At 32.5% G+C, this 21,311-nt stretch carries 19 protein-coding genes; 5 read left to right on the forward strand and 14 right to left on the reverse strand.

What is annotated here, in order from left to right; translation table 11 throughout:
• Nucleotides 1-3: 3 nt before the first annotated feature.
• Together G9F72_RS15605 and G9F72_RS15610 are read right to left on the reverse strand one after the other, a co-directional pair.
• Entirely contained in the window at nt 4-975 is a 972-nt protein-coding gene (locus tag G9F72_RS15605) for a polyprenyl synthetase family protein (RefSeq protein ID WP_164955572.1), read from the reverse strand.
• A 161-nt stretch (nt 976-1,136) separates the two neighbouring features.
• Nucleotides 1,137-2,984, reverse strand: coding sequence for an FAD-dependent oxidoreductase (locus tag G9F72_RS15610; protein ID WP_164955573.1), 1,848 nt, complete (start codon nt 2,982-2,984; stop codon nt 1,137-1,139).
• A gap of 439 nt (nt 2,985-3,423) precedes the next feature.
• Here G9F72_RS15610 and G9F72_RS15615 point away from each other — a divergent pair, with 439 nt between their 5' ends.
• The 4 genes from G9F72_RS15615 (at nt 3,424) to G9F72_RS15630 (ending at nt 9,733) form a co-directional block, all read left to right on the forward strand.
• Nucleotides 3,424-4,374, forward strand: coding sequence for an ABC transporter substrate-binding protein (locus G9F72_RS15615; protein ID WP_164955574.1), 951 nt, complete (start codon nt 3,424-3,426; stop codon nt 4,372-4,374).
• A 97-nt stretch (nt 4,375-4,471) separates the two neighbouring features.
• Complete coding sequence (locus G9F72_RS15620) at nt 4,472-6,394, forward strand: peptidase U32 family protein (RefSeq protein WP_164955575.1); 1,923 nt, start codon at nt 4,472-4,474, stop codon at nt 6,392-6,394.
• 118 nt (nt 6,395-6,512) lie between these two features.
• Complete coding sequence (locus G9F72_RS15625) at nt 6,513-8,420, forward strand: peptidase U32 family protein (protein ID WP_164955576.1); 1,908 nt, start codon at nt 6,513-6,515, stop codon at nt 8,418-8,420.
• 35 nt (nt 8,421-8,455) lie between these two features.
• Nucleotides 8,456-9,733: an aspartate aminotransferase family protein gene (locus G9F72_RS15630; protein WP_164955577.1), complete on the forward strand. Its 1,278-nt coding sequence runs from the start codon at nt 8,456-8,458 to the stop codon at nt 9,731-9,733.
• Between the two features lie 159 nt (nt 9,734-9,892).
• Here G9F72_RS15630 and G9F72_RS15635 read toward each other — a convergent pair whose 3' ends face one another.
• The 4 genes from G9F72_RS15635 to G9F72_RS15650 all read right to left on the reverse strand — a co-directional run bounded on the left by G9F72_RS15635 (nt 9,893) and on the right by G9F72_RS15650 (nt 13,637).
• Nucleotides 9,893-11,086: an acetate kinase gene (locus G9F72_RS15635; protein ID WP_164955578.1), complete on the reverse strand. Its 1,194-nt coding sequence runs from the start codon at nt 11,084-11,086 to the stop codon at nt 9,893-9,895.
• A 69-nt stretch (nt 11,087-11,155) separates the two neighbouring features.
• Nucleotides 11,156-11,521, reverse strand: coding sequence for a hypothetical protein (locus G9F72_RS15640; RefSeq protein WP_164955579.1), 366 nt, complete (start codon nt 11,519-11,521; stop codon nt 11,156-11,158).
• Nucleotides 11,522-11,647: 126 nt separating this feature from the next.
• Complete coding sequence (locus G9F72_RS15645) at nt 11,648-12,382, reverse strand: TIGR03915 family putative DNA repair protein (RefSeq protein WP_164955580.1); 735 nt, start codon at nt 12,380-12,382, stop codon at nt 11,648-11,650.
• Nucleotides 12,375-13,637 (reverse strand): putative DNA modification/repair radical SAM protein, encoded by a 1,263-nt coding sequence (locus G9F72_RS15650; RefSeq protein WP_164955581.1) that lies wholly within the window; start codon nt 13,635-13,637, stop codon nt 12,375-12,377. The genes G9F72_RS15645 and G9F72_RS15650 overlap by 8 nt, the downstream gene beginning before the upstream one ends.
• Nucleotides 13,638-13,762: 125 nt before the next feature.
• Between G9F72_RS15650 and G9F72_RS15655 the strand changes: the two genes are divergently transcribed.
• Nucleotides 13,763-14,257, forward strand: a complete 495-nt coding sequence (locus G9F72_RS15655) for a methylated-DNA--[protein]-cysteine S-methyltransferase (RefSeq protein WP_164955582.1) — start codon at nt 13,763-13,765, stop codon at nt 14,255-14,257.
• Between the two features lie 90 nt (nt 14,258-14,347).
• Here the strand turns inward: G9F72_RS15655 and G9F72_RS15660 are convergent, their stop codons facing one another.
• From G9F72_RS15660 to G9F72_RS15695, 8 genes are all read right to left on the reverse strand, one after another.
• Nucleotides 14,348-14,554 carry a hypothetical protein gene (locus G9F72_RS15660; protein WP_164955583.1) on the reverse strand — a complete coding sequence of 69 codons (207 nt, stop codon included), beginning with the start codon at nt 14,552-14,554 and terminating at the stop codon, nt 14,348-14,350.
• A gap of 100 nt (nt 14,555-14,654) precedes the next feature.
• Complete coding sequence (locus G9F72_RS15665) at nt 14,655-15,599, reverse strand: ribonuclease Z (protein WP_164955584.1); 945 nt, start codon at nt 15,597-15,599, stop codon at nt 14,655-14,657.
• A 323-nt stretch (nt 15,600-15,922) separates the two neighbouring features.
• Nucleotides 15,923-17,059, reverse strand: coding sequence for a trans-sulfuration enzyme family protein (locus G9F72_RS15670; RefSeq protein ID WP_164955585.1), 1,137 nt, complete (start codon nt 17,057-17,059; stop codon nt 15,923-15,925).
• A gap of 28 nt (nt 17,060-17,087) precedes the next feature.
• Nucleotides 17,088-17,831 carry an amino acid ABC transporter ATP-binding protein gene (locus G9F72_RS15675; RefSeq protein ID WP_164955586.1) on the reverse strand — a complete coding sequence of 248 codons (744 nt, stop codon included), beginning with the start codon at nt 17,829-17,831 and terminating at the stop codon, nt 17,088-17,090.
• A gap of 13 nt (nt 17,832-17,844) precedes the next feature.
• Nucleotides 17,845-18,528, reverse strand: coding sequence for an amino acid ABC transporter permease (locus tag G9F72_RS15680; protein ID WP_164955587.1), 684 nt, complete (start codon nt 18,526-18,528; stop codon nt 17,845-17,847).
• 12 nt (nt 18,529-18,540) lie between these two features.
• Entirely contained in the window at nt 18,541-19,338 is a 798-nt protein-coding gene (locus G9F72_RS15685) for an amino acid ABC transporter substrate-binding protein (RefSeq protein ID WP_164955588.1), read from the reverse strand.
• A gap of 244 nt (nt 19,339-19,582) precedes the next feature.
• Entirely contained in the window at nt 19,583-19,837 is a 255-nt protein-coding gene (locus G9F72_RS15690; protein WP_164955589.1) for a hypothetical protein, read from the reverse strand.
• Between the two features lie 282 nt (nt 19,838-20,119).
• Complete coding sequence (locus G9F72_RS15695) at nt 20,120-21,286, reverse strand: nucleotide sugar dehydrogenase (protein ID WP_164955590.1); 1,167 nt, start codon at nt 21,284-21,286, stop codon at nt 20,120-20,122.
• Nucleotides 21,287-21,311 lie beyond the last annotated feature (25 nt).

The following is a 21,311-nucleotide window of genomic DNA, read 5'->3' on the forward strand; positions in this document are numbered from 1 at the left end:
TCATTAGGAATTACGATTTAATAATTTTTGAGTTATATCCTTGATTATTTTTTTGCTTTCACACTCTGGTAATTTTTCTATATAATCGAAGGCTTTTTTTGTGTATTTATCCGCTAAGTTTTGAGCTTTATCTATTCCTCTGTATTTATTAACTAATATAGTTATTTGTTTCACATCCTCATCATTTAATGATGACTTATCCAAAATATCAGAAATTTCGTTTTTAGAATCATCTGCCATAGCGTATATTAGTGGTAATGTATAATATCCTTTTACTAAATCACTTTGAGCATTTTTACCTAGTTTACTCGCATCTCCACTGTAATCCAGCAAATCATCTATAATCTGAAAAGCCATTCCGATATAGTATCCAACTCGTCCTAGTAACTTTGAGGTTTTCTCACTGCATTTAGATTCCTTTGCACCGGTATAAAAGCTAATAGAAAATAGTGCTGCTGTTTTTCCAGATATAACTTTTATGTACTTTTTAAGGCTTGTGTTTCTTAAATATCTGATATTATATTGTCTTATTTCGCCCATGCATATTTTCGATATAGCCTTTGATATATCTCTTAAATTTTCCGTGGAATAATCAAATCCAGATAGCATTATAAAGCACTGACAAAATAAAAAATCCCCTATATACACCGCATATTCTTTGCTGTATTTGTGTTGTATAGTTTCCACACCACGTCTAAGCTTAGAATCATCTACAACGTCGTCATGTACTAATGTTGCCATATGCATCATTTCTATGGCTGCACCTAAATTATGCATTTTATCCCTATCATACTCTCCAAATTTAGCAGCGAGTAGCAAAAACGCAGGTCTTAACATCTTTCCCCCTGCATCAACTAGTGGAGAAATAGCTTGGTCAAACTCTTTTTCACTTGATTTCACATTATCTTTAATTATTGTTTTTATATTTTCTAACTCTTCTGTAATATAAGGGTAATTTTCCCAAAATTTACTCATTTTTATCACCTTGTCCAATCATTTTTTGATCTTGATAAATAACAATTACATATTATTAATATTCCACTATAAAACCAAATGTCCTTTTAATTATTTTAAAAGGACACTTGTTTTTTAAAAATTCAATTTTTGATTAGAAAACTATAATTTAGATTTATTTATTAATCAACATATAAATAAGATTTTTTAACCCATCCTATACGCTTCCAGTATTTTTTAAGTATTGGTAGTACATAATAATCCATACCAAAAGTACTTCCAGATCCGCCTATAAGAGCGATTCCTGCACACATGTACCATAACATCTCAGCAGGAGCCATTCCTGAACTCCAAATCATAATACCCATAGCAACTGATAATAGTGAGGCTAATGCGCTAAATAATCCAACAATAAGCATTATTCCTACTAGTATCTCTGCAATTACCATACCTGTTTGGAAAATAGTAGCTAAAACTGTATATCCACCATCACCTGTATAAAAGAAAGTATCCATAGACCATTTAACTATTTTTTCTATAAAACCTGGCACTGGTAATGCAACCCATGCTTCTACTGGCGCTGCTCCTGCTGCTGGTGCTGCAGCTGTTGCTGCTGTTGCTCCATCAACTACTGGTGCAGGTATCAAGAAGATTTTTGTAGGGTCAGCTATTATTTTAGGTAATTTCGCAAGTCCCTCTGTTAACCACTTGTAACCAACAAACATTCTTAGTATTAATAGCCAGAAATTTGGAGATGACTTTGAAAAATATCCACCCACAAAGCTTCTATTATCTTTAACATGGAAAAATTCATGTAATAAGTACGACCAGCATTTATTAAATCCAGCAACCTGGATAAAGTATACAATATTTATAAAATGCTTAACGAATAATGCAAAGAATCCAGATAATGCAAAAAAGTTCTTTCCAGCTCCAACGTGTGCAACACCATATTTTCCACCTACACATACCATTGCGCCATGGAATGAAGGTTTATATGATTTCTTTTCTCCACCCTTTATGTCTATATAAAGATTGTGTGCAATTAATGCAGCAGATTCTTCTGCATTTTCTACCATTTGTGGGAGAGGTCTTTCCTCACCTTCAGGAATAAAGAAGATATTATCACCAACAACATAAACATTTTTATAATCTAAAGATTGTAATTTATCATCAGTTACTATTCTTTTTCTACCTTTTTGTTCTATGTCCATTTTTCCAATAATATCAGAACCCTCTACACCAGCAGTCCAAATTACTGTATAGGAATTAACCATTCCGTTATTTCTTATTGTAGCAGTGTCCTTTGTAACTTCTGTAATTCCAGCATTAGTTAATACTGTAACACCTAACTTATTAAGTCTACTCTTAGTTTTTGCTTGTAACTTATCAGGAAAATTAGGTAATATTTTAGGTAAATCATCTGCTAATATTAAAGTTACTTCTTCTTTTCCTATGTAAAAGTCCTTACATAATCTTTCTTTCCATTCACCGAGTTCTCCCATCATTTCAACACCAGTGAAGCCACCACCAACAACAATAAACGTTAAAAGTTTTTTTCTTTCTTCCTTGTTTGTTTCTTTCACAGCTTTTCTAAACATATTTAAAATATGTTCTTTAAGTGCCACAGCATCTTCAAAAGACCATAATTGATGGCAAAATTCTTCAGCACCCTTTATACCAAAGTAAGTGGGCTTACAACCGGCACCAATTACTAGATAATCATATTCATAGGTGTTGTTTTCAGATTTAAGTACATTATTTTTAAAATCCAAATCAGTAATTTTATCAAGTACAACATTTACTTTTCTTTTCGCAAATATTTTTTTGTAATCAATTCTAATAGCATCCTCTGAAACTCGCCCTGCAGCTACTTCATGAAGCTCAGTAAGTAATGTATGGAATGGATTCTGATCTATAAGAGTAATTTCCACTTCTTCATCTTTTTTGAACTTTTTAGCAAGTTTTTTCGCAGTTAAAACTCCACCATACCCTCCGCCAAGTATAGCAATTCTTTTCTTTTCACTCATACTATATCCCCCTCAGTTTGAAAATTATTATTAGTAGGATTATATTCACCAAAAATGCAACTTATTATTGCCTAAAATGTAAAATTATAAAAATATAGCCCTAAAATAAATTATATACGTTATTTACACAATTACTAGTCCTTATTTCTTTCAACTTTACTAGTTAAAATTTTATCATAATAATTTTAACTGTGCAAATAAAGAAGCGATTTGGTCATTAATAATATGTTTTGTTAATTTAGTTCATAGATATATTTCAAAGGGTGGTTTGTTAGTGTTTACACCGAGTTAAATAAGTGTTATGATGACTTCGTTATTTACATTTCATTACAGTGCTTTATATTATTTTATCTACTATTTCACTTTCTTTCAACTTTTTAAATTATGTCATTTTTAGAAAGTTATTGTAGACAAAATAAATTATTATTGGAGGTACATAATGAAAAAAAAATTTTTAGCACTTACGTTAGTAATAATAATGGGTATAAGTATTGTTGGTTGCACGAGCAAGGTTAAAGAGGAGGCAGCCCCCAAGGCACTGAAAACTTTAACTATTGGTGTCATGCCTGATTTAGTCATACTTCCACTTATTATAGCAGATCACAATGGATATTTTAAAGAGCAAGGGATTCAGGTAAAATTAGAACATTTTAAAAGTGCTGCAGATAGAGATGCAGCCCTTCAAACCGGTAAAATTCACGGAGCAACGTCTGATATGCTTTCCGTCGTTTTTTTTAACGATAGCAAATTCGATGTTAAAATTACATCAAAAACAGATGGTAGCTTTAAATTGATTGCTGGAAAAGATTCTGGTATTTCAAAAGTTGAACAATCTGCTGGAAAATCAATAGGAATTTCTAAAAATACTATTATTGAATACCTAACAGATAGAATTATGGAAAGTTCAAATATAGATGTTAACTTACCCAAAAAGGTTTCAATACCAAGTTTACCTACTAGGATTGAAATGTTAAACAATGGTAAATTAGATATGGTCACAATACCAGAGCCTCTTGCAAGTACTGCAATTGCATCTGGTGGAAAAATTTTAAGCAGTTCTGAAAAACTTGGAATAAACCCTGGCGTAATGATATTCACAGCGGATGCAATAGCATCAAAACCTGAAGAAATCAAAGCACTTTATAGAGCCTATAATAAAGCTGTAGAATTTATAAATACAGAAAAGCCTGAAAGCTATATTGATTTTGTAATTAAAGAGGCTGGTTTTCCAGAAATTGTAAAGAAAACCTTGGTTCTTCCCAAGTATTCAAAAGCTTCTATGCCACCTGAAAAAGAACTAAAAGAAGTTTTAACTTGGCTTAAAGCAAAAAAACTAACTCCTAATAACTACACATTAAAAGATTTATCAAATAGTACCTTTATTAAATAATGTCTTATAACAATAAAATATAACCTCTTTTTACTAAGTGTAGAAAGAGGTTATTTCAATAAAAAAATATTGACTTTAAATGGAAGGATGTTTTGATATGAGTAGATTTTTTAATAACAAGGAAATAGAATTACTAGCTCCTGTGGGAACTTTTGAAATTTTTGAAAAGGTTATTAAAAGTGGTGCTGATGCCGTATATTTGGGTGGCAAGAAATTAAATATGCGTTTGCATAGAAAAGACTACAACCTGTCAAATGATGAAATAGAAAAAGCAATTACTATTGCTCATTCCTTAAACAAAAAGGTTTATATAACAGTAAACAATATTTTAAGTCAAGAGGACTTAAAAGATGCGGAGGAATATCTAACATTCTTAGAAAGAGTTCAACCTGATGGTTTAATTATTCAAGATGTTAGCATATTAGAATTAATCAATAGTTTAAATTTAAATTTAACTCTCCACTCATCTGTAATGATGAATGTTCACAATTTAGAAACTATTAAAACCCTTAGAGAATGTGGAATTACTAGAATTGTTGCCTCCAGGGACATGGATTTACAAGCCATAAAAAATCTCCATAACCAAACCGACATGGAATTTGAATGTTTTGTTCATGGAGATATGTGTATTTCCCACGGTGGTCACTGCTTATACAGTGGTTTGATTTTGGGTAAAAGTAGTAATAGGGGACTTTGCATGAAGCCATGTCGCTGGCATTATACAACGAAAAAAGACGGTCTAGTTTATCCAACAGAATTTCCAATGGCTTGTAAAGATATGTATATGTATGAGCATCTACCTGAAATGATTGAAGCGGGTATCCTCTCCTTTAAAATAGAGGGACGAATGAGAGATGCAGATTTTCTAGTTACAATGATTAATTACTATAGCGATGCTATAGATAGATATATTGATGACCCTATTTGTTATGATAGAAAAAAAGATGCCCAAACTATTTATGAAAATCGGAAGAGAGACTTATCTACCTGCAGTGCATTTGGAACACCAGGGCTCTCATATATAAATAGACGTTATGAAGGTAATGATAACAATGGCTTTGGTAAAGTTTTCAGTAATCCTATAAAAGAAATTGAAATTAGAAAAGTTAGGCTAGAAGAAATAAAGAATCTTCTAAATGGAAAAACTTCACTAGCACAGAAACCTAAGTTAAGTGTAAAAGTAGATTCCTACACACAAGCTACGGTCGCATTAGATGAAGGTGTAGACGCAATTTATTTATCTGGAGAAGTTTTTGAACCAAATCACCCTTTTAGTAAAAGTGAAATACTTAAATTAACCAATTACAAGAAAAATACCAAGATTTATCTTGGTTTTCCAAAAATGATGTTTGAAGAGGATTTTTCAAAATTCGATCAGTTACTTAAGGAAAATAACTTAGGACTTGATGGCTTAATTGTAACCAATTTAGGAGCTATTCATAAATACAAATCTTTAGGGCTTGAGCTTATTGGAGATTACACTTTAAACATTTATAATCATAAAGCTGCTAGTTTCTATGAAAAGCAAGGTTTATCCATTGCTACCCTTTCCGTAGAGACACCTGTGCTAGATGCTATCGATGTCATTACTAAATCGCCAATTCCTATTGAAATTTTAGTTCATGGTTCTCCAACAGTTATGTATATGAATCATGATTTATATGAGAATACTAAAGTCTTAGAGTCTACAGGACGTGAAAATAATTCTAACGCTCCTAACAACATATTAGTTTTAGTTGATGAAAAAACACATGAACACCCAGTATACCGAGATAACTACGGTAGAAATCATATGACGCTTTATAAAGAGCTTTGTTATCTTCCCTTTTTAAAAGAACTTAATGATATTGGCGTAAATCATTTTAAAATTGATGGCTGCCATTATGATACCAATAATCTACGAAAAGTTTTAAGGATTTACAAAGAAGCCATTAATGACTTAAGCAAATGTGAGGATTTATTTGATTCTCTAGATCATAGCGGTGCTGGATTTACCTTTGGAGCTTTTCAATTTAATTAATGTTCTTTTTCAAGCATTTTTATAATAACTTTTGTTAAAGTTTCCTGTTCTTCTTTATTTGCAACTTCAAAGAATTAAAATAGTTTTGACTCTAAATGTAAAGGAAAGGTGTTTTGATATGAGTAGATTTTTTAATAACAAGGAAATAGAATTACTAGCTCCTGCGGGAACTTTTGAAATTTTTGAAAAGGTTATTCACAGCGGTGCTAATGCGGTATATTTGGGTGGCAAGAAATTAAATATGCGTATGCTACGATCAGATTATAACCTGTCAAATGATGAAATAGAAAAAGCTATTGCTATTGCCCATTCCTTAAACAAAAAGGTTTATATAACAGTAAACAATCTTTTAAGTCAGCAGGATTTAAAAGATGCTGAGGAATATCTAAAATTCTTAGATAAAGTTCAACCTGATGCACTAATTATTCAAGATCTTAGCATATTAGAATTAATCAATAGTTTAAATTTAAACCTAACTCTCCATTCATCTGTAATGATGAATGTCCACAACTTAGAAACTATTGTAACCCTTAGAGAATGTGGAATTACTAGAATTGTTGCATCCCGGGAGATGGATTTACAAACCATAAAAAATCTACATAACCAAACTGATATGGAATTCGAATATTTTGCACATGGTGATATGTGTATTGCCCACGGTGCTCAATGCTTGTATAGTGCCATGCTTTTCGGACAAAGTAGTAATAGAGGACTTTGCATGAAGCCCTGTCGCTGGAATTTTACAATGAAAAAAGATGGACTAGCCTATCCTACAGAATATCCAATGGCGGTTAAAGATATGTATATGTATGAACATCTACCTGAAATGATTGAAGCTGGAGTCCTCTCCTTTAAAATAGAAGGAAGAATGAAAGATTCAGATTTTTTAGTTACCTTAATTAATTACTATAGCGATGCTATAGATAGATATATTGAGGACCCTATTTGCTATGATAGAACAAAAGACGCACAAAGTATTTATGAAACTCGTAAAAGAGACTTATCTACCTGCAGTGCCTTTGGAAAACCAGGACTATCAAATATCAACAGACGTTCCGAAGGTACAGGTAAAATTTTCAGTAAACCTGCAGAAGAAATTGAAATTAGTAAAGAGAAGGTAGCACAAATAAAGAAGCTTTTAAATGAAGAAACACCTCTATCACAGAAACCTAAGCTAAGTGTAAAAGTAGCTTCTTTTTCACAAGCTAAAGTGGCAATAGAGGTGGGCATAGACGCAATTTATTTATCTGGAGAAGTTTTTGCGCCAAACCTTCCTTTTAGTAAGAGTGAAATACTTGAGTTAACTAAAAACAAACAAAATACAAAGATATATCTAGGTTTTCCAAGAATGATGTTTGAAGAGGATTTTTCTAAATACAATCAATTACTTAAGGAAAATAACTTAGGTCTTGATGGCTTAATTGTAACCAATTTAGGAGCTATTCATAAATACAAATCACTAGGACTTGAGCTTATTGGGGATTATTCTTTAAATATTTATAATCACTCAGCAGCTAGGTTCTATGAAAAGCAAGGGTTATCTATCGCTACTCTTTCTGTAGAAACAGCACTGCTAGACGCTAAAGAAACTATTACGAAATCACCAATTCCTATTGAAATGATAGTTCATGGCTCTCCAACAGTTATGTATATGGGCTATAATTTATATGAGAACACTAAAGTCTTAGAGCCTTCGAGACGTGAAGATAATTCTCATGTTGATAACAAGGTATTAGTTTTAGTTGATGAAAAAGCACATGAACACCCAGTATATATGGATAACTATGGAAGGAATCATATGACGCTTTATAAAAATCTTTGTTATCTTCCCTTTTTAAAAGAACTTAATGATATTGGTGTAAACCATTTTAGAGTTGAAGCCTGCCATTATGATACTAATAAGCTACGAAAAATTTTGTGTATTTACAAAGAAGCCATTAATGATTTAAGCAAGTGTGAAGAACTATTCCATACTCTAGATACTGATGATGCAGGCTTTACTCTTGGAGCTTTTCAATTTAATTAAGAAAAAAAACAAATAATATGTCAAGGAGGTATAAGATGTCTAATTACATAGGTCCAGAAGAAATCATAAAAAAAAAGAAACAATTTCTTTTTCCCTGTTCACAACATTTTTATAAAACCCCACCTCAAATTGTACGTGGAGAAATGCAGTATTTATTTGATTCAGATGGTAAAAAATATCTTGATTTCTTTGCAGGCGTTTCTGTTGTTAATTGTGGCCATTGTAACCCAGAAATTTTAAATGCAACAATAGAGCAAATGAAAACCCTTCAACACACAAGTATTATATATTTAACTCAGCCAATAGTTGATCTGGCTGAAAAGCTTTCATATGTATTACCAGGAGAAATTAATCATTCCTTCTTTTGCTGTACAGGGTCAGAGGCTAATGAAGGTGCTCTTCTACTTGCTAGGATTTACACTGGAAGAAATGAATTTATTTCATTAAATAACAGCTTACATGGTAGAACTTATTTAACTATGAGTGCTACAGGAATACCTATGTGGAGAGCGGATCCTATGCTTTCGGATTCTTTCACCTTTGTACCCAGTGCTTATAACAGTGATACAACCCTTGAAGCCGCAGCTATAGAGTCCTTGGAAGCTATAGAAAAAGTAATAGAGAGTAAGGGCCCAGATAAAATTGCAGCTTTAATTGCAGAACCTATACAAGGTAATGGAGGAATTATAACTCCACCTCATTGGTATTTCAAAAAATTAAAGTGCCTACTCCAAAAACATGGAATATTATTAATAGTAGATGAAGTCCAAACGGGTTTTGGAAGAACTGGTAAGATGTTTGCCATAGAGAATTATAATGTAGTTCCAGATATAATTACCGTGGCAAAAGCTTTAGGAAATGGAATACCTATATCAGCTTTTTGTACAAATGAAGAAATAGCTAAAGTATTTACTAGCGCTTCTGCCTCTACCTTAGGTGGAAATCCGGTAGCTGCAAGCACAGCTATAGCTGTACTTGATTACATTGAAAAAAACAACTTATGTGAAAATGCTGAAAATTTAGGATTAAAATTAAAAGCTGGACTTCACAAACTTAAGGGATTGTATCCAATAATTTATGATGTTAGAGGTATTGGACTTATGTTAGGCATAGAGCTATTAAAAGAAAATGGTGAACCTGCCTCTGAAGAAGTGGATTTCATTTTAGAAATATTAAAAGATGAAGGTATTCTTTTAGGTAAAAATGGATTAGGTAGAAACGTACTAGCATTCCAGCCGCCTCTTGTTATAACGGAAAACGATGTGGATTTAGTGTTAGAGAAATTGAATTTAGCTTTAAGTAAATTAAGTTAGATTTCATTTAATATGTTCCCTCAGCGCATATAGTATTAAAAATTTTAGAAAATCAAAGAAACCTCTACAATCCACAATGGTTGTAGGGGTTTCTTTGATTTAGACATAGAATTTAATATGCTAAAACTGATTTTTATTTATTTGATTGTGTCTTTTATCTTATGAATTAACAACTTCCTTTGTATCTCTTGCTATCGTTAATTCTTCATTAGTTGGTATTACAAAAACTTTTACTGTTGAATCTGAGGTACTTATTTCTGCCGCTTTGCCTATAACATTATTCTTTTCACTATCTATTTTAACCCCTAAAAACTCTAATCCTGTGCAGCAAGCTTCTCTAGATTTTGCTGAGTTTTCACCAACACCAGCAGTAAATATTATACAATCCACACCACCTAAGGCACCTGCATAACTACAGATAAACTTTTTAACTTCATAATGGAAAACATCTAAAGCGAGTTGTGCTCTTTTATTGTCCTTAGCTGCAGCCCACAGATCTCTGAAATCACTACTTATTCCAGAAATCCCTAGTACACCTGATTTTTTATTCAATAGTTCTGTTACTTGTTCTGGAGACAATGAGAGTTCTTCCATCAAGAAAGTTATAATTGAAGGGTCTATATCTCCAGATCTTGTGCCCATAGCAATCCCTGCAAGAGGAGTGAATCCCATACTTGTATCAATGGATTTACCTCCACTAATTGCAGCAATACTTGCTCCATTTCCTAAATGACAGGAAATGATTTTTAAATCTTTAATGTCTTTGTTCATCATTTCTGCAGCTACTTGGGAGACATATTTATGAGAAGTTCCGTGGAACCCATATTTTCTTATTTTGTTCTCTTCATATAATTCATATGGTAGTGCATAAATATATGCATGTTCTGGCATATTTTGATGAAAGGCTGTATCAAATACAGCAACCATTGGAGTGCTTGGCATAAGTGCTTTGCAACTATTAATTCCTGTAATATTAGGTGGATTATGTAGTGGTGCGAGTTTTGAACAATCCTTTAGAGCCTTCATTACTTTTTCATCAATCAATACAGACTTAGAATAATATTCTCCGCCATGAACCACTCTATGCCCTACCGCTGAGATTTCATCTACACTTTTAATTACTCCATTAGTTTCATCTATAAGCGTTTGAAGAACTAATTTAATTGCATCTTTATGATCCTGCATGCTTTGTTTTACTATATATTTTTCTCTGCCTTCTACCTTTTGAGTTAAACCCGCTCCTTCACTACCAATCCTCTCAATCAACCCTTGTTCTAAACAATTTTCATCTTCCATATTTATAAGTTGATATTTCAGAGAAGAACTTCCACAGTTAATAACTAATATTTTCATAAAAAAATCCCCTTCCTATATAATTGTAACAGTTATGTATGAGTATCCACGAAAAACAAATTATAAAAACTACATGTCTCTAGGGTCTATATCATTAATCATTTTTATAGTACCTACTATGTACCATTTAGTTTCTTGTTTTTCTACTATATATACTTTCCCAAGTATTTTAAACTTAGACATAACTCCCGCAAGTGAGCCTACAAATGAAGGTGTATTCAAGTGGGCTTTCTTGTTCTTTTTCACATTATCTATGTGTTCAACAGTAAGTTCTTTGGGAAGGTTACTGTTTATTTCCTTACTAGTTTTAGCAGTCTCTTTATTTTTAGCCCCTAATGCCTCTAGTGTTCTATAAATCTCTTCCATCTTGCGTTTTTTTCTTTCCATACTTATACTAGGACTTTCAACTTGTATGTATTCTACTAATTTTTTCATAATCATCGTTCCTTCCTTTATTTAAAAATAATCTAATAACTGCATTTATACCTATTATATCATGATTTTTAGCATTTTTAATAACAAATATTGAAATATAAAAAAGTGTTCACTATAAAATGGTGATCACTTTTTCATCTCAATTAAATTATCCCAATATTTCTTTGGCATATGTTGCATTTGTAATCTTTCATTGGTTCTTTCTTCTATTGATACACTTTTATGAAAGACCTTCCAAAGATTTTGATAAAACAACTCTTCTTCCTCACGACTTTCTAATTTTTCAAAATTCAAATCTCTAAGTATCATTTCATGATTTTCATAAACTATGCCAGTTTTCCTCTTAACATCATGAATTACCCACTTTTCATTTGAGAGTCTTGATTTAAAATGATTTCCTATAAGCTCAAGAATATTATAAGTAGGCTGGATTGCTGCATACAAAATGCCCTTAAATTCTTGAAATCTAACAAGTCCTAAAAATCTGTGCGCCTCGAAGCCCACCTTTCTAGAATATTTCTGTACTTCATTTACGGTTTCCTCTGTTAGAAAATCATTTACTTTACTGCCCTGTTTAAACCCTAATTGTATATATTTAAATAATTTTAATTCTATTCCCTGTTCCTCAGATAAAAAGGCTTGATATACATGAACTAGTGTATCCTCAGAGATTTTTTTTAATATAGCTTTGTATACTTTTTCAGATTTTACCATATCAGTTTCTATAACTATGTCCTGATATAATATATTGAAGTTATAGCTACACTCTCTCTCAATACTTTCAGGGCTCCTATTATAATAGCAAGCATAAATAACAGATAAAAACCCGTCAAAGCTTCCGTCATAAATGTATCTAACCAAATAAATCGCTCCTCTGGGTAAATAAACTAAGTTGCTGCGGCTTATCAAAGCTTTCATAGTCCAACAAATAATTTTTAAGCCTTCCACGTTCCATGGCTTTATCTCCATAAAATTTACCGCTACAGGTTAAAAAATATCTAGCTCTCTTAAGGACTACTCCTATTTTTTTTAAATTGTCGTAGGAAAGATTGCACATTCTTCTTGCTCTTACGATTCTTAAAGCCGATGTTACTCCTATGCCCGGAACCCTAAGTAATATTTCGTAGTGAGCATTATTTACTTCTACTGGGAACTTGTCTAAATTATTTAATGCCCAAAAGGCTTTAGGATCTAAATCCATATCAAAATTAGGGTTTTTTTCATCTAATAATTCCTTCGCCTTAAAGCCATAATACCTTAAAAGCCAATCTGCTTGATACATTCTATGTTCCTTTAGAAGTGGAGGCGTGGTTTGAATAGCCGGTAAATTTATGTTTGATGCCACTGGCACATAAGCCGAATAATATACTCTTTTAAGTCCAAAAGTGTTGTATAATCCTTCTGTAAGGCTAATTACTCTTAAGTCACTTTCATTAGTTGCTCCAACCATTATCTGCGTACTTTGTCCACCAGGCGTAAACTTTGGTGCTTTAAATCCTTTTTTCTTATATTCAATAGACTCAAGTATACTGTGTTTAATAAGTCCCATAGGTTTTAATATATCTTCCTTATTCTTTTGAGGCGCTAAAAGCTTTAAACTTTTTTCAGAGGGTAACTCAATATTTACACTCATTCTATCTGCATACAATCCTGCCTCATATATAAATTTCGGATCAGCGCCTGGAATAGCCTTTACGTGAATATAACCATTAAATTTGTGAATCAACCTTAAATCCTTTAAAATTCTAACTAAATTTTCCATTGTGTAATCTGGACTTCTCTCTACTCCTGAACTTAAGAATAATCCCTCTATATAATTTCTCTTATAAAAATTCATAGTTAAATCTACCACTTCACTAGGAGTAAAGCTGGTCCTTTCTAAGTCATTGCTAGCTCTATTAATGCAATATTTACAATCATATATGCATTTATTAGTATACAAAATTTTAAGTAGTGAAATACATCTACCATCCTGTGACCAGGAATGGCAAATGCCTGATGTTGATGCATTTCCTATACCGCCCGCTGTATTCTTCCTATTAGAACCGCTAGAAGAGCAAGAAGCATCATACTTTGCTGAATTAGATAATATTTCAAGTTTTTTCATTACATCCACTTTCATCGACCCCCAAACGTTTGTTCTCATTTTATCATATTTGAAGCGAAAATAATATAGACAGGAGGAAAATAATATGTTACCTTTTATTTATGTAAATGATTTTATAATTGAGGTGGAATTTTGTGAAAATTGGTTATGATATTTATGATTCCCCTATTGGACTAATCCATGTGGTTGTGGATGAGATAGGTGTTAAAAAAGTAGAAATTTTCGAAGAAGATTGGAAGGAATACAAGAGCAAGCATGAATTTATTCAGAAAGATGTGGAGCTATGTAATGAAGTTATAGTTCAGCTAGATGAATATTTCAAAGGAAAAAGGAAAAATTTTAATATACCATTATCTATAGAAGGTACGCAGTTCAGAAAAAAAGTATGGAAAGCCCTTCAAGATATTCCTTACGGCGAAACACGTAATTATCTTCAGATTGCAGAATCCATAGGAAACCCTAAGGCTGTAAGGGCAGTAGGTCAAGCTAATAAATTTAATCAATTACCTATAATTATACCTTGTCACAGAGTTATTGGTAAAACTGGCAATCTGGTAGGTTTTGCAGGTAATAGAACACCTACACAAAAACTACTATTGCAGATAGAAGGGGTAAATGTTGATAAATGATTTTATACTCGTATCGCTTAATAGCATTTTAGAAAGAAATCCCCCATTTTTACAAGTGGGGGAAAGCTATTGTTTAACCTTTAAACATTTCTAATCTAGAATTTTTATTAGATACAAGCCATAATCTAAAATACTTTGTTCGCAACTAAATTTAACACCCTCATCAATAAATTCAAAGCATACGTCTCTTGTACTATTTATATCAAATAGACACTTTCCTTTTTCATCTAAGGATTTTACAGCATCCTCATGAATTCCTTCCCGCAATAGATTGACCTTAACTTTACTATTCAACATGTCTGCACCTTCCTCTCTATATTATAAAATCCTCTTGATAACTCACCAAAAACACTGTTGTATTTACTCTATATATAGTATCATAGACTTTCTGTTTTTTCTAATCTTTAAAAGAAATTGTCTTTACAAGTCTATCAAAGCCAATAATAGTGTTTTTGAAAATGCTCTCTGCTCTATTTTTATATTCTTCAGGGATATTCATAGAGGGACTAAAATGTGTCAATAGGAGTTCTAGCACTTCACCCTCCAAAGCAAGCTGTGCTGCCTCGCTAAAGGTCATATGTTTGTTCTTTATGGCTTTTTCAATATCATTTTCATTACCATAGGTTCCCTCACAAATAAACAAGTCACTTTCTTTAATAAAAGTCGCTATTTCAGGTATTGGTCTTGTGTCCGTGGTGAAACTAAGCTTTATACCGGTTCTTTCTTTTCCTAGCACCATTCTGGGCAAATATGTTTTTTCATGATGGATTATAGTCTCATTTTTTTGAAGTCTATTCCAAAACATTCTTGGTATTTCATTTATAGTTGCACTTTTTACATCAAATTTTGGTTTTCTCCTAAAATAAAAGCTATAACCCAAACAATTAGTTGAGTGTTCAAGTTCCAGTGTTGAAATTACTAAATCATGATCTTCGCACACTGAAGGACTAATACTATTTTTTAAAGTTTGTACTTTCAGTGGTTCCTGTGGATTTTCTATAATATTAAGCTCGTAAGGAAGGTAAGGTGCTGCAACCCTCAGACCCTTCACAATATCAGTAATACCTTTGGGGCCAATTATTGTAATGGGTTCAGTTCTACCGCTGTTACCAATTGTGGCAAGAATACCTGGCAGTCCAACAATGTGATCCGCATGTCCATGGGTTATACAAATTATATCTATTGATTTAAATCCCCAGCCAAGTATTTTCATGGATACCTGGGTACCTTCACCACAATCAAGCAGTATCTTTCTCCCGTTATAGTTTATGAGAAGAGAAGATAGGTACCTTTCAGGAATAGGCATTCCTCCTCCACATCCTAGTAGAGCTATATCAACCAATTAAATCACCTCATCTATAATTTTGTTAAATCCATTGTACATCTACCTGGAGTACATATCTATAGATTAAACTACACAACAATGTTTTATACACAAAAGAAAATTTTATTTAACTAGTTCCCTGCATATTTTAGATTGTTGCTTATTTATTTTCTTAATTTAAAACTGTTTCTTCAGCAATCTGCTGCAAAAACTTTGCTTCCTCATTAGATAATCCTGATGTATAACTTAAAATACATCTACTAAAAATCCCTAAGGTGGCTAATTAACGATTTAGAAGGCTAAACAATTATTAATTGTTTAGCCTTCTAAAGTCGTTAAAGTTATATTTCTAATGCTTTTATTAAATCTTCCATTATATCATCAACATTTTCGACCCCTACTGATAATCTTATTAAATTATCAGTTATTCCAATTTCTTGTCTCATAACAGAAGGAATTGCAGCATGTGTCATAGTAGCTGGATGGCAAATTAACGACTCCACCCCTCCTAAACTTTCTCCAAAAGTTATTAACTCTAAGTTACCTAGGAATTCTTTATAATCATACCCTTCTTTTATAAGAAAAGAAATAATACCGCCATAGCCTTTAGCTTGTTTTGATTGTATTTTGTGTCCTGGGTGATCTTCAAACCCTGGATAATATACTTTTTCTACTTCTTTTCTATCTTTTAAAAACTTTGCAATAACCATTGCGTTTGAATTGTGCCTATCCATTCTTAAAGCTAGTGTTTTAATACCTCTAATCAATAAAAAGGAATCAAATGGAGACAAAATTCCCCCTGTTGAATTTTGTATAAAACCTATTTTTTCAGCTAGTTCCTTATTATTCACTACCACAAGACCAGCAATTAAATCACTGTGTCCGCCCAGATATTTTGTGGCACTGTGAATAACTATATCTGCACCAAGGGTAATAGGTTTTTGTAGGTACGGTGTCATAAACGTATTGTCAACAATAGTGATTAAATTATTTTTCTTTGCTATTTTTGCAACCTCTTCAATATCAGTAATACCCATTAATGGATTGGTTGGAGTTTCTATAAAAATAGCCTTTACATTGTTATCTATATTATTTTTCAGCTCTTCTATATTTGATGAATTAAATACACTATAATGTATACCAAAGTTACTAAAGTATTTATCTAAAACTCTAAATGTTCCACCATAAATATTATTTGATATAAGAATTTTATCTCCCGTTTTAAATAATGATAGTACTGCGGTGGTAGCCGCCATACCTGAACCAAAAGCAAACCCAGCATGTCCTTGCTCAAGTTCTGCAATAAGTTTTTCGAGTGCTGCTCTTGTAGGATTCCCTGATCTTGAATACTCATAAGCATTATCAGCATCAAACTTGCCTTTTTTAAAGGTAGATGTTTGGTAAATAGGTACATTTACTGCTCCAGTACTAACATCACCATCTATTCCGCCATGTATTAATAATGATTCAAATTTCATATCTTTTCCTCCTCAAATATTCTATTACTTAATCCGAAACTAAGCTTAAAAATTGTTTAATTCGTGCGTTAGTTGTGTCACTTAATAATTGCTCAGGTGTTCCCTTATCAATAATAAGTCCGTTATCCATAAATATTATATTGTCGCCTACTTCTCTTGCAAAACCCATATTATGAGTAACAACTACCATGGTCATCCCTTCAAGAGAAAGCTCCTTCATAACCTTAAGCACCTCTGCTGCAAGCTCTGGATCCAGTGCGGAGGTTGGCTCATCAAACAGAAGAACTAATGGTTCTATAGCCATAGCGCGAGCTATAGCAACACGTTGTTGTTGTCCTCCGGAAAGTTCATGAGGATAACTATCGAACTTTTCTGAAAGTCCAACCTTCTCGAGTAGGCTAAGAGCCTTATCGCGCGCTTCCTTCTTAGATTGCTTAAGTACAGTAATAAGACCTTCCATAATGTTTTCAGAAGCGGTCTGGTGAGGAAACAAATGAAAGCCTTGAAACACCATTCCTGTTTTCTTACGTAGTGTTAATATTTCTTTTTCAGATGGATTTTTATTTCCACCGAACGTAAGCTTACTATCTCCAATACTTATGCTTCCACTGTTAGGCAGCTCTAATAAATTCATACACCTTAAAAGGGTTGTTTTACCTGAACCGGAAGGTCCTATTACTATTGTTGTTTCACCCTTGGCAATTTGTAAATCTATACCTTTTAAAATTTCATTATCTCCAAAGCTTTTGTGCAAATCCTTTATATTAATCATGAATTTCCTCCAATTATCTAGCCACATATCTTTCAAGTTTTTTCTCTATATTCTTTTGAAGTGAGGATAGTATAGTACAAAATATTAGATATATAAATGCTGCTTCACAGTACAACACAAGCGGTTCATATGTTGCTGCAGTTATTCTTTGAGCAATTTGAAACATTTCAGTTAAAGTAATTGCAGCAGCCAGTGATGTATCTTTTACAAGACTTATAAAGGAATTTGAAAGCGGTGGTACAGATACCCTAGCTGCCTGTGGCAAAATTATGCGGAGCAATGCTTGTGTACGTGTCATACCAATGGAGGATGCTGCCTCCCACTGACCCTTAGGTATAGATAGAATCGCAGCTCTAATTACTTCTGAATTATAAGCTCCCACATTTAGTGTAAAGCCTATAATTGCTGCGGGTAGTGCTCCTATTGTTATGCCAGCCGCTGGTAATCCATAAAATATTATAAATAACTGTACGAGAAGAGGTGTCCCTCTTATTATCCAAACATAAAAACTTGATATTAAAACTAATGATTTATATTTTGATATACGTGCAAGAGCCGTCGCCATAGCTAGCATTGAACCAAGTATGAAAGAAACTATTGCTAGTGGAATTGTAAACTCCACACCTGCTATTAATAAAGGAAAGAAAGAATCTTTAACTATGCCTAATATTCTTATTGTTTCTGCATCAAAATTCATCTGATCTCCTTATTATTTTGATACATCAGTACCAAACCACTTTTTCGATATTTTTGAATAAGTACCATCTGCTTTCATATCAGTAAGTGCTTTATTAGTTGCATCTACTAATTCTTTGTTTCCCTTATTAAACATAATTGCACTTGGTTGCGCATTTCCTTCTTCATCAACAACTTTTATAGCAAGGTTTGGCTTTTGCTTTTTAATATCAAGGTAAGATAAACTATCATTAACTGTGGCATCTACTCTTTTAGAAGCTAAAAGGTCAATTGATTGATTAAAACTGTCAACTGGTTGGAGCAGCGCTCCATTAGCTTCTGCAATTTTAGCTAAGTTACTAGTTAAGGATTGAGCAGATTTCTTGCCCTTTAAATCTGCAAACTTTTTAATAGTATTATCAGAACTATTTACTATAAGTACTGCTTTTGAAACTATATACGGATTTGAAAAATCATATTTCAATTGTCTATCTGGTTTAATTCCAACTTGATTTACTATCATGTCAAATCTCTTTGCATCAAGCCCTGCAAAAATACCATCCCACTTTGTTTCCACAAATTCTGGTTTTACCCCAAGACGCTTAGATACTTCCTCTGCAATTTCAACATCAAATCCAGTTAACTTTCCTGTCTTATCATGGAAAGTATATGGTGCATAGGTACCTTCAGTACCAATTCGTATTTTTCCTTCACTCTTTATTTTTGATAATAGATCTTTTGATCCAGTATTCTTATTGCTGCTTGTCCCACATCCTACAAGTCCTACCGATGCTATTAATAAAGTACTAATTAGTATAGATAATTTTTTCATTTGTTGTCCTCCTAGTATTCCTACCGATTTAGTAAGGTATTGTTAATATAATACCACAAGTCTTCTTTTATTGTCAATATAGATTTTTATTTTATAAACATTCCTTATTACTATAATAGAGCATTTTTATGTAGTTAATATGAAGAAAGTAACTAAGAGAAAACTTCAGAGGGAGTCTAAATGTCCTTCTGAAGTCATTAACATTGCATCTTCGATGATGATGAACAACCTCTTCGATAATAAATTAACTTTTCTCTACACGCTCAATATATTCAATATTTTCCATTTCAGAAAGTGCATCTTGTACTGATGTATCATCTACAATTCTTCCAGTAAGAATTAGCCCCCTATTTATATCTTCATCCCACTCAAAGTCAGTCATAACACTATCTATGCCTAGATTTTCAGCCATATCCTTTGCGCTAATAGTATCACCTTTGTAATTATCAATACCCTCTTCTGTAATAGTAATTTCATAAATTGTATTTTTAATTGGCATTTTTTATTCCTCCATAAACCATAGTTTAATATGTTTTATCATACTAAATATAATATTCTACAAAAGTCTTAAAATATCCATCTATTTTTGCATGTAAGAAAAGAGCCCATTTCTAAGCTCTTGAATACTCTTCTCAAATAAAATTTTATTATAATTTATTTGTTTTTTCATTTATGTAAATATCAAGTGCCTTTATTCCTCTGTGAGCAAGCTTAACAAATAATATAAACCCATAAATGCTAATGCCTATCATACCTAACATAAAAACAATAGACTGTTCCTCTAATCTACCCCAAATAAATCCCGAGTATAAACCTTCTCCTCCACATCAATCAAATCCTTAGAGAGCCTATTTGACAAAATAACATCCGACATTCTCTTAAATTCCTCTAAATCTTTTATCAATTTAGAATTATAAAAGTAATCTTCTTCTAATGCCGGCTCATGTACTACTACTTCAATTCCTTTTGCTTTGATTCTTTTCATGATGCCTTGTATTGAGGATGCTCTGAAATTATCAGAATTTGTTTTCATGGTTAATCTGTAAATACCTACAACATTTGGTTTTTTAGCTATTACCATATCAGCTATATGATCTTTTCTTGTTCTGTTAGCGTCTACTATAGCACCTATAATATTATTAGGTATATCTTCATAATTTGCTCTTAATTGTTTTGTATCTTTAGGAAGGCAATAGCCACCATATCCAAAGGAAGGATTATTGTAATGGTTCCCTATTCTTGGGTCCAAACATACACCTTCAATAATTTGTTTTGTGTCTAGTCCTCTTATTTCTGCATAAGTATCAAGTTCATTAAAATAGGCTACCCTCAGTGCCAAATAGGTATTAGAAAACAGTTTTACAGCTTCAGCCTCGGTGGAATTTGTATATAAGACCGGTATATCTTTTTTAATTGCTCCTTCTACTAAAAGGCTTGCAAATTTTTCAGCTCGTTCTGATTTTTCTCCTACTATAATCCTTGATGGGTATAGATTATCATATAGTGCTTTGCCTTCTCTTAAGAACTCTGGTGCAAAGATAATATTATTTGTTTCAAACATTTTGTTTACCTTTTCTGTATAGCCTACAGGAACAGTTGACTTGATTACTATTGTAACATCTATATTGATGGCCAATACATTTGCAATTACGGCTTCCACAGATCTGGTATTAAAATGATTTTTTTCTGGATCATAATTGGTTGGTGTTGCTATGATAACAAATTCAGCCTCTGAATAAGCCTTGTAGGAATCTGTAGTTGCTTTTAAATTCAACTCTTCATTTGATAGATATTCCTCAATCTCAACATCCGCGATAGGAGATTTTTTATTATTGATCAGATCTACTTTTTCCTGAATAACATCAAGCGCTGTTACTTCATGATGCTGAGCCAGTAATATTGCATTTGATAATCCTACATAACCAATCCCTGCTATTGTAATTTTCATTTTCAATCACCCTTTTCCTATCAAA

This window comes from Clostridium estertheticum (assembly GCF_011065935.2).
GTDB lineage: Bacteria > Bacillota > Clostridia > Clostridiales > Clostridiaceae > Clostridium_AD > Clostridium_AD estertheticum_A.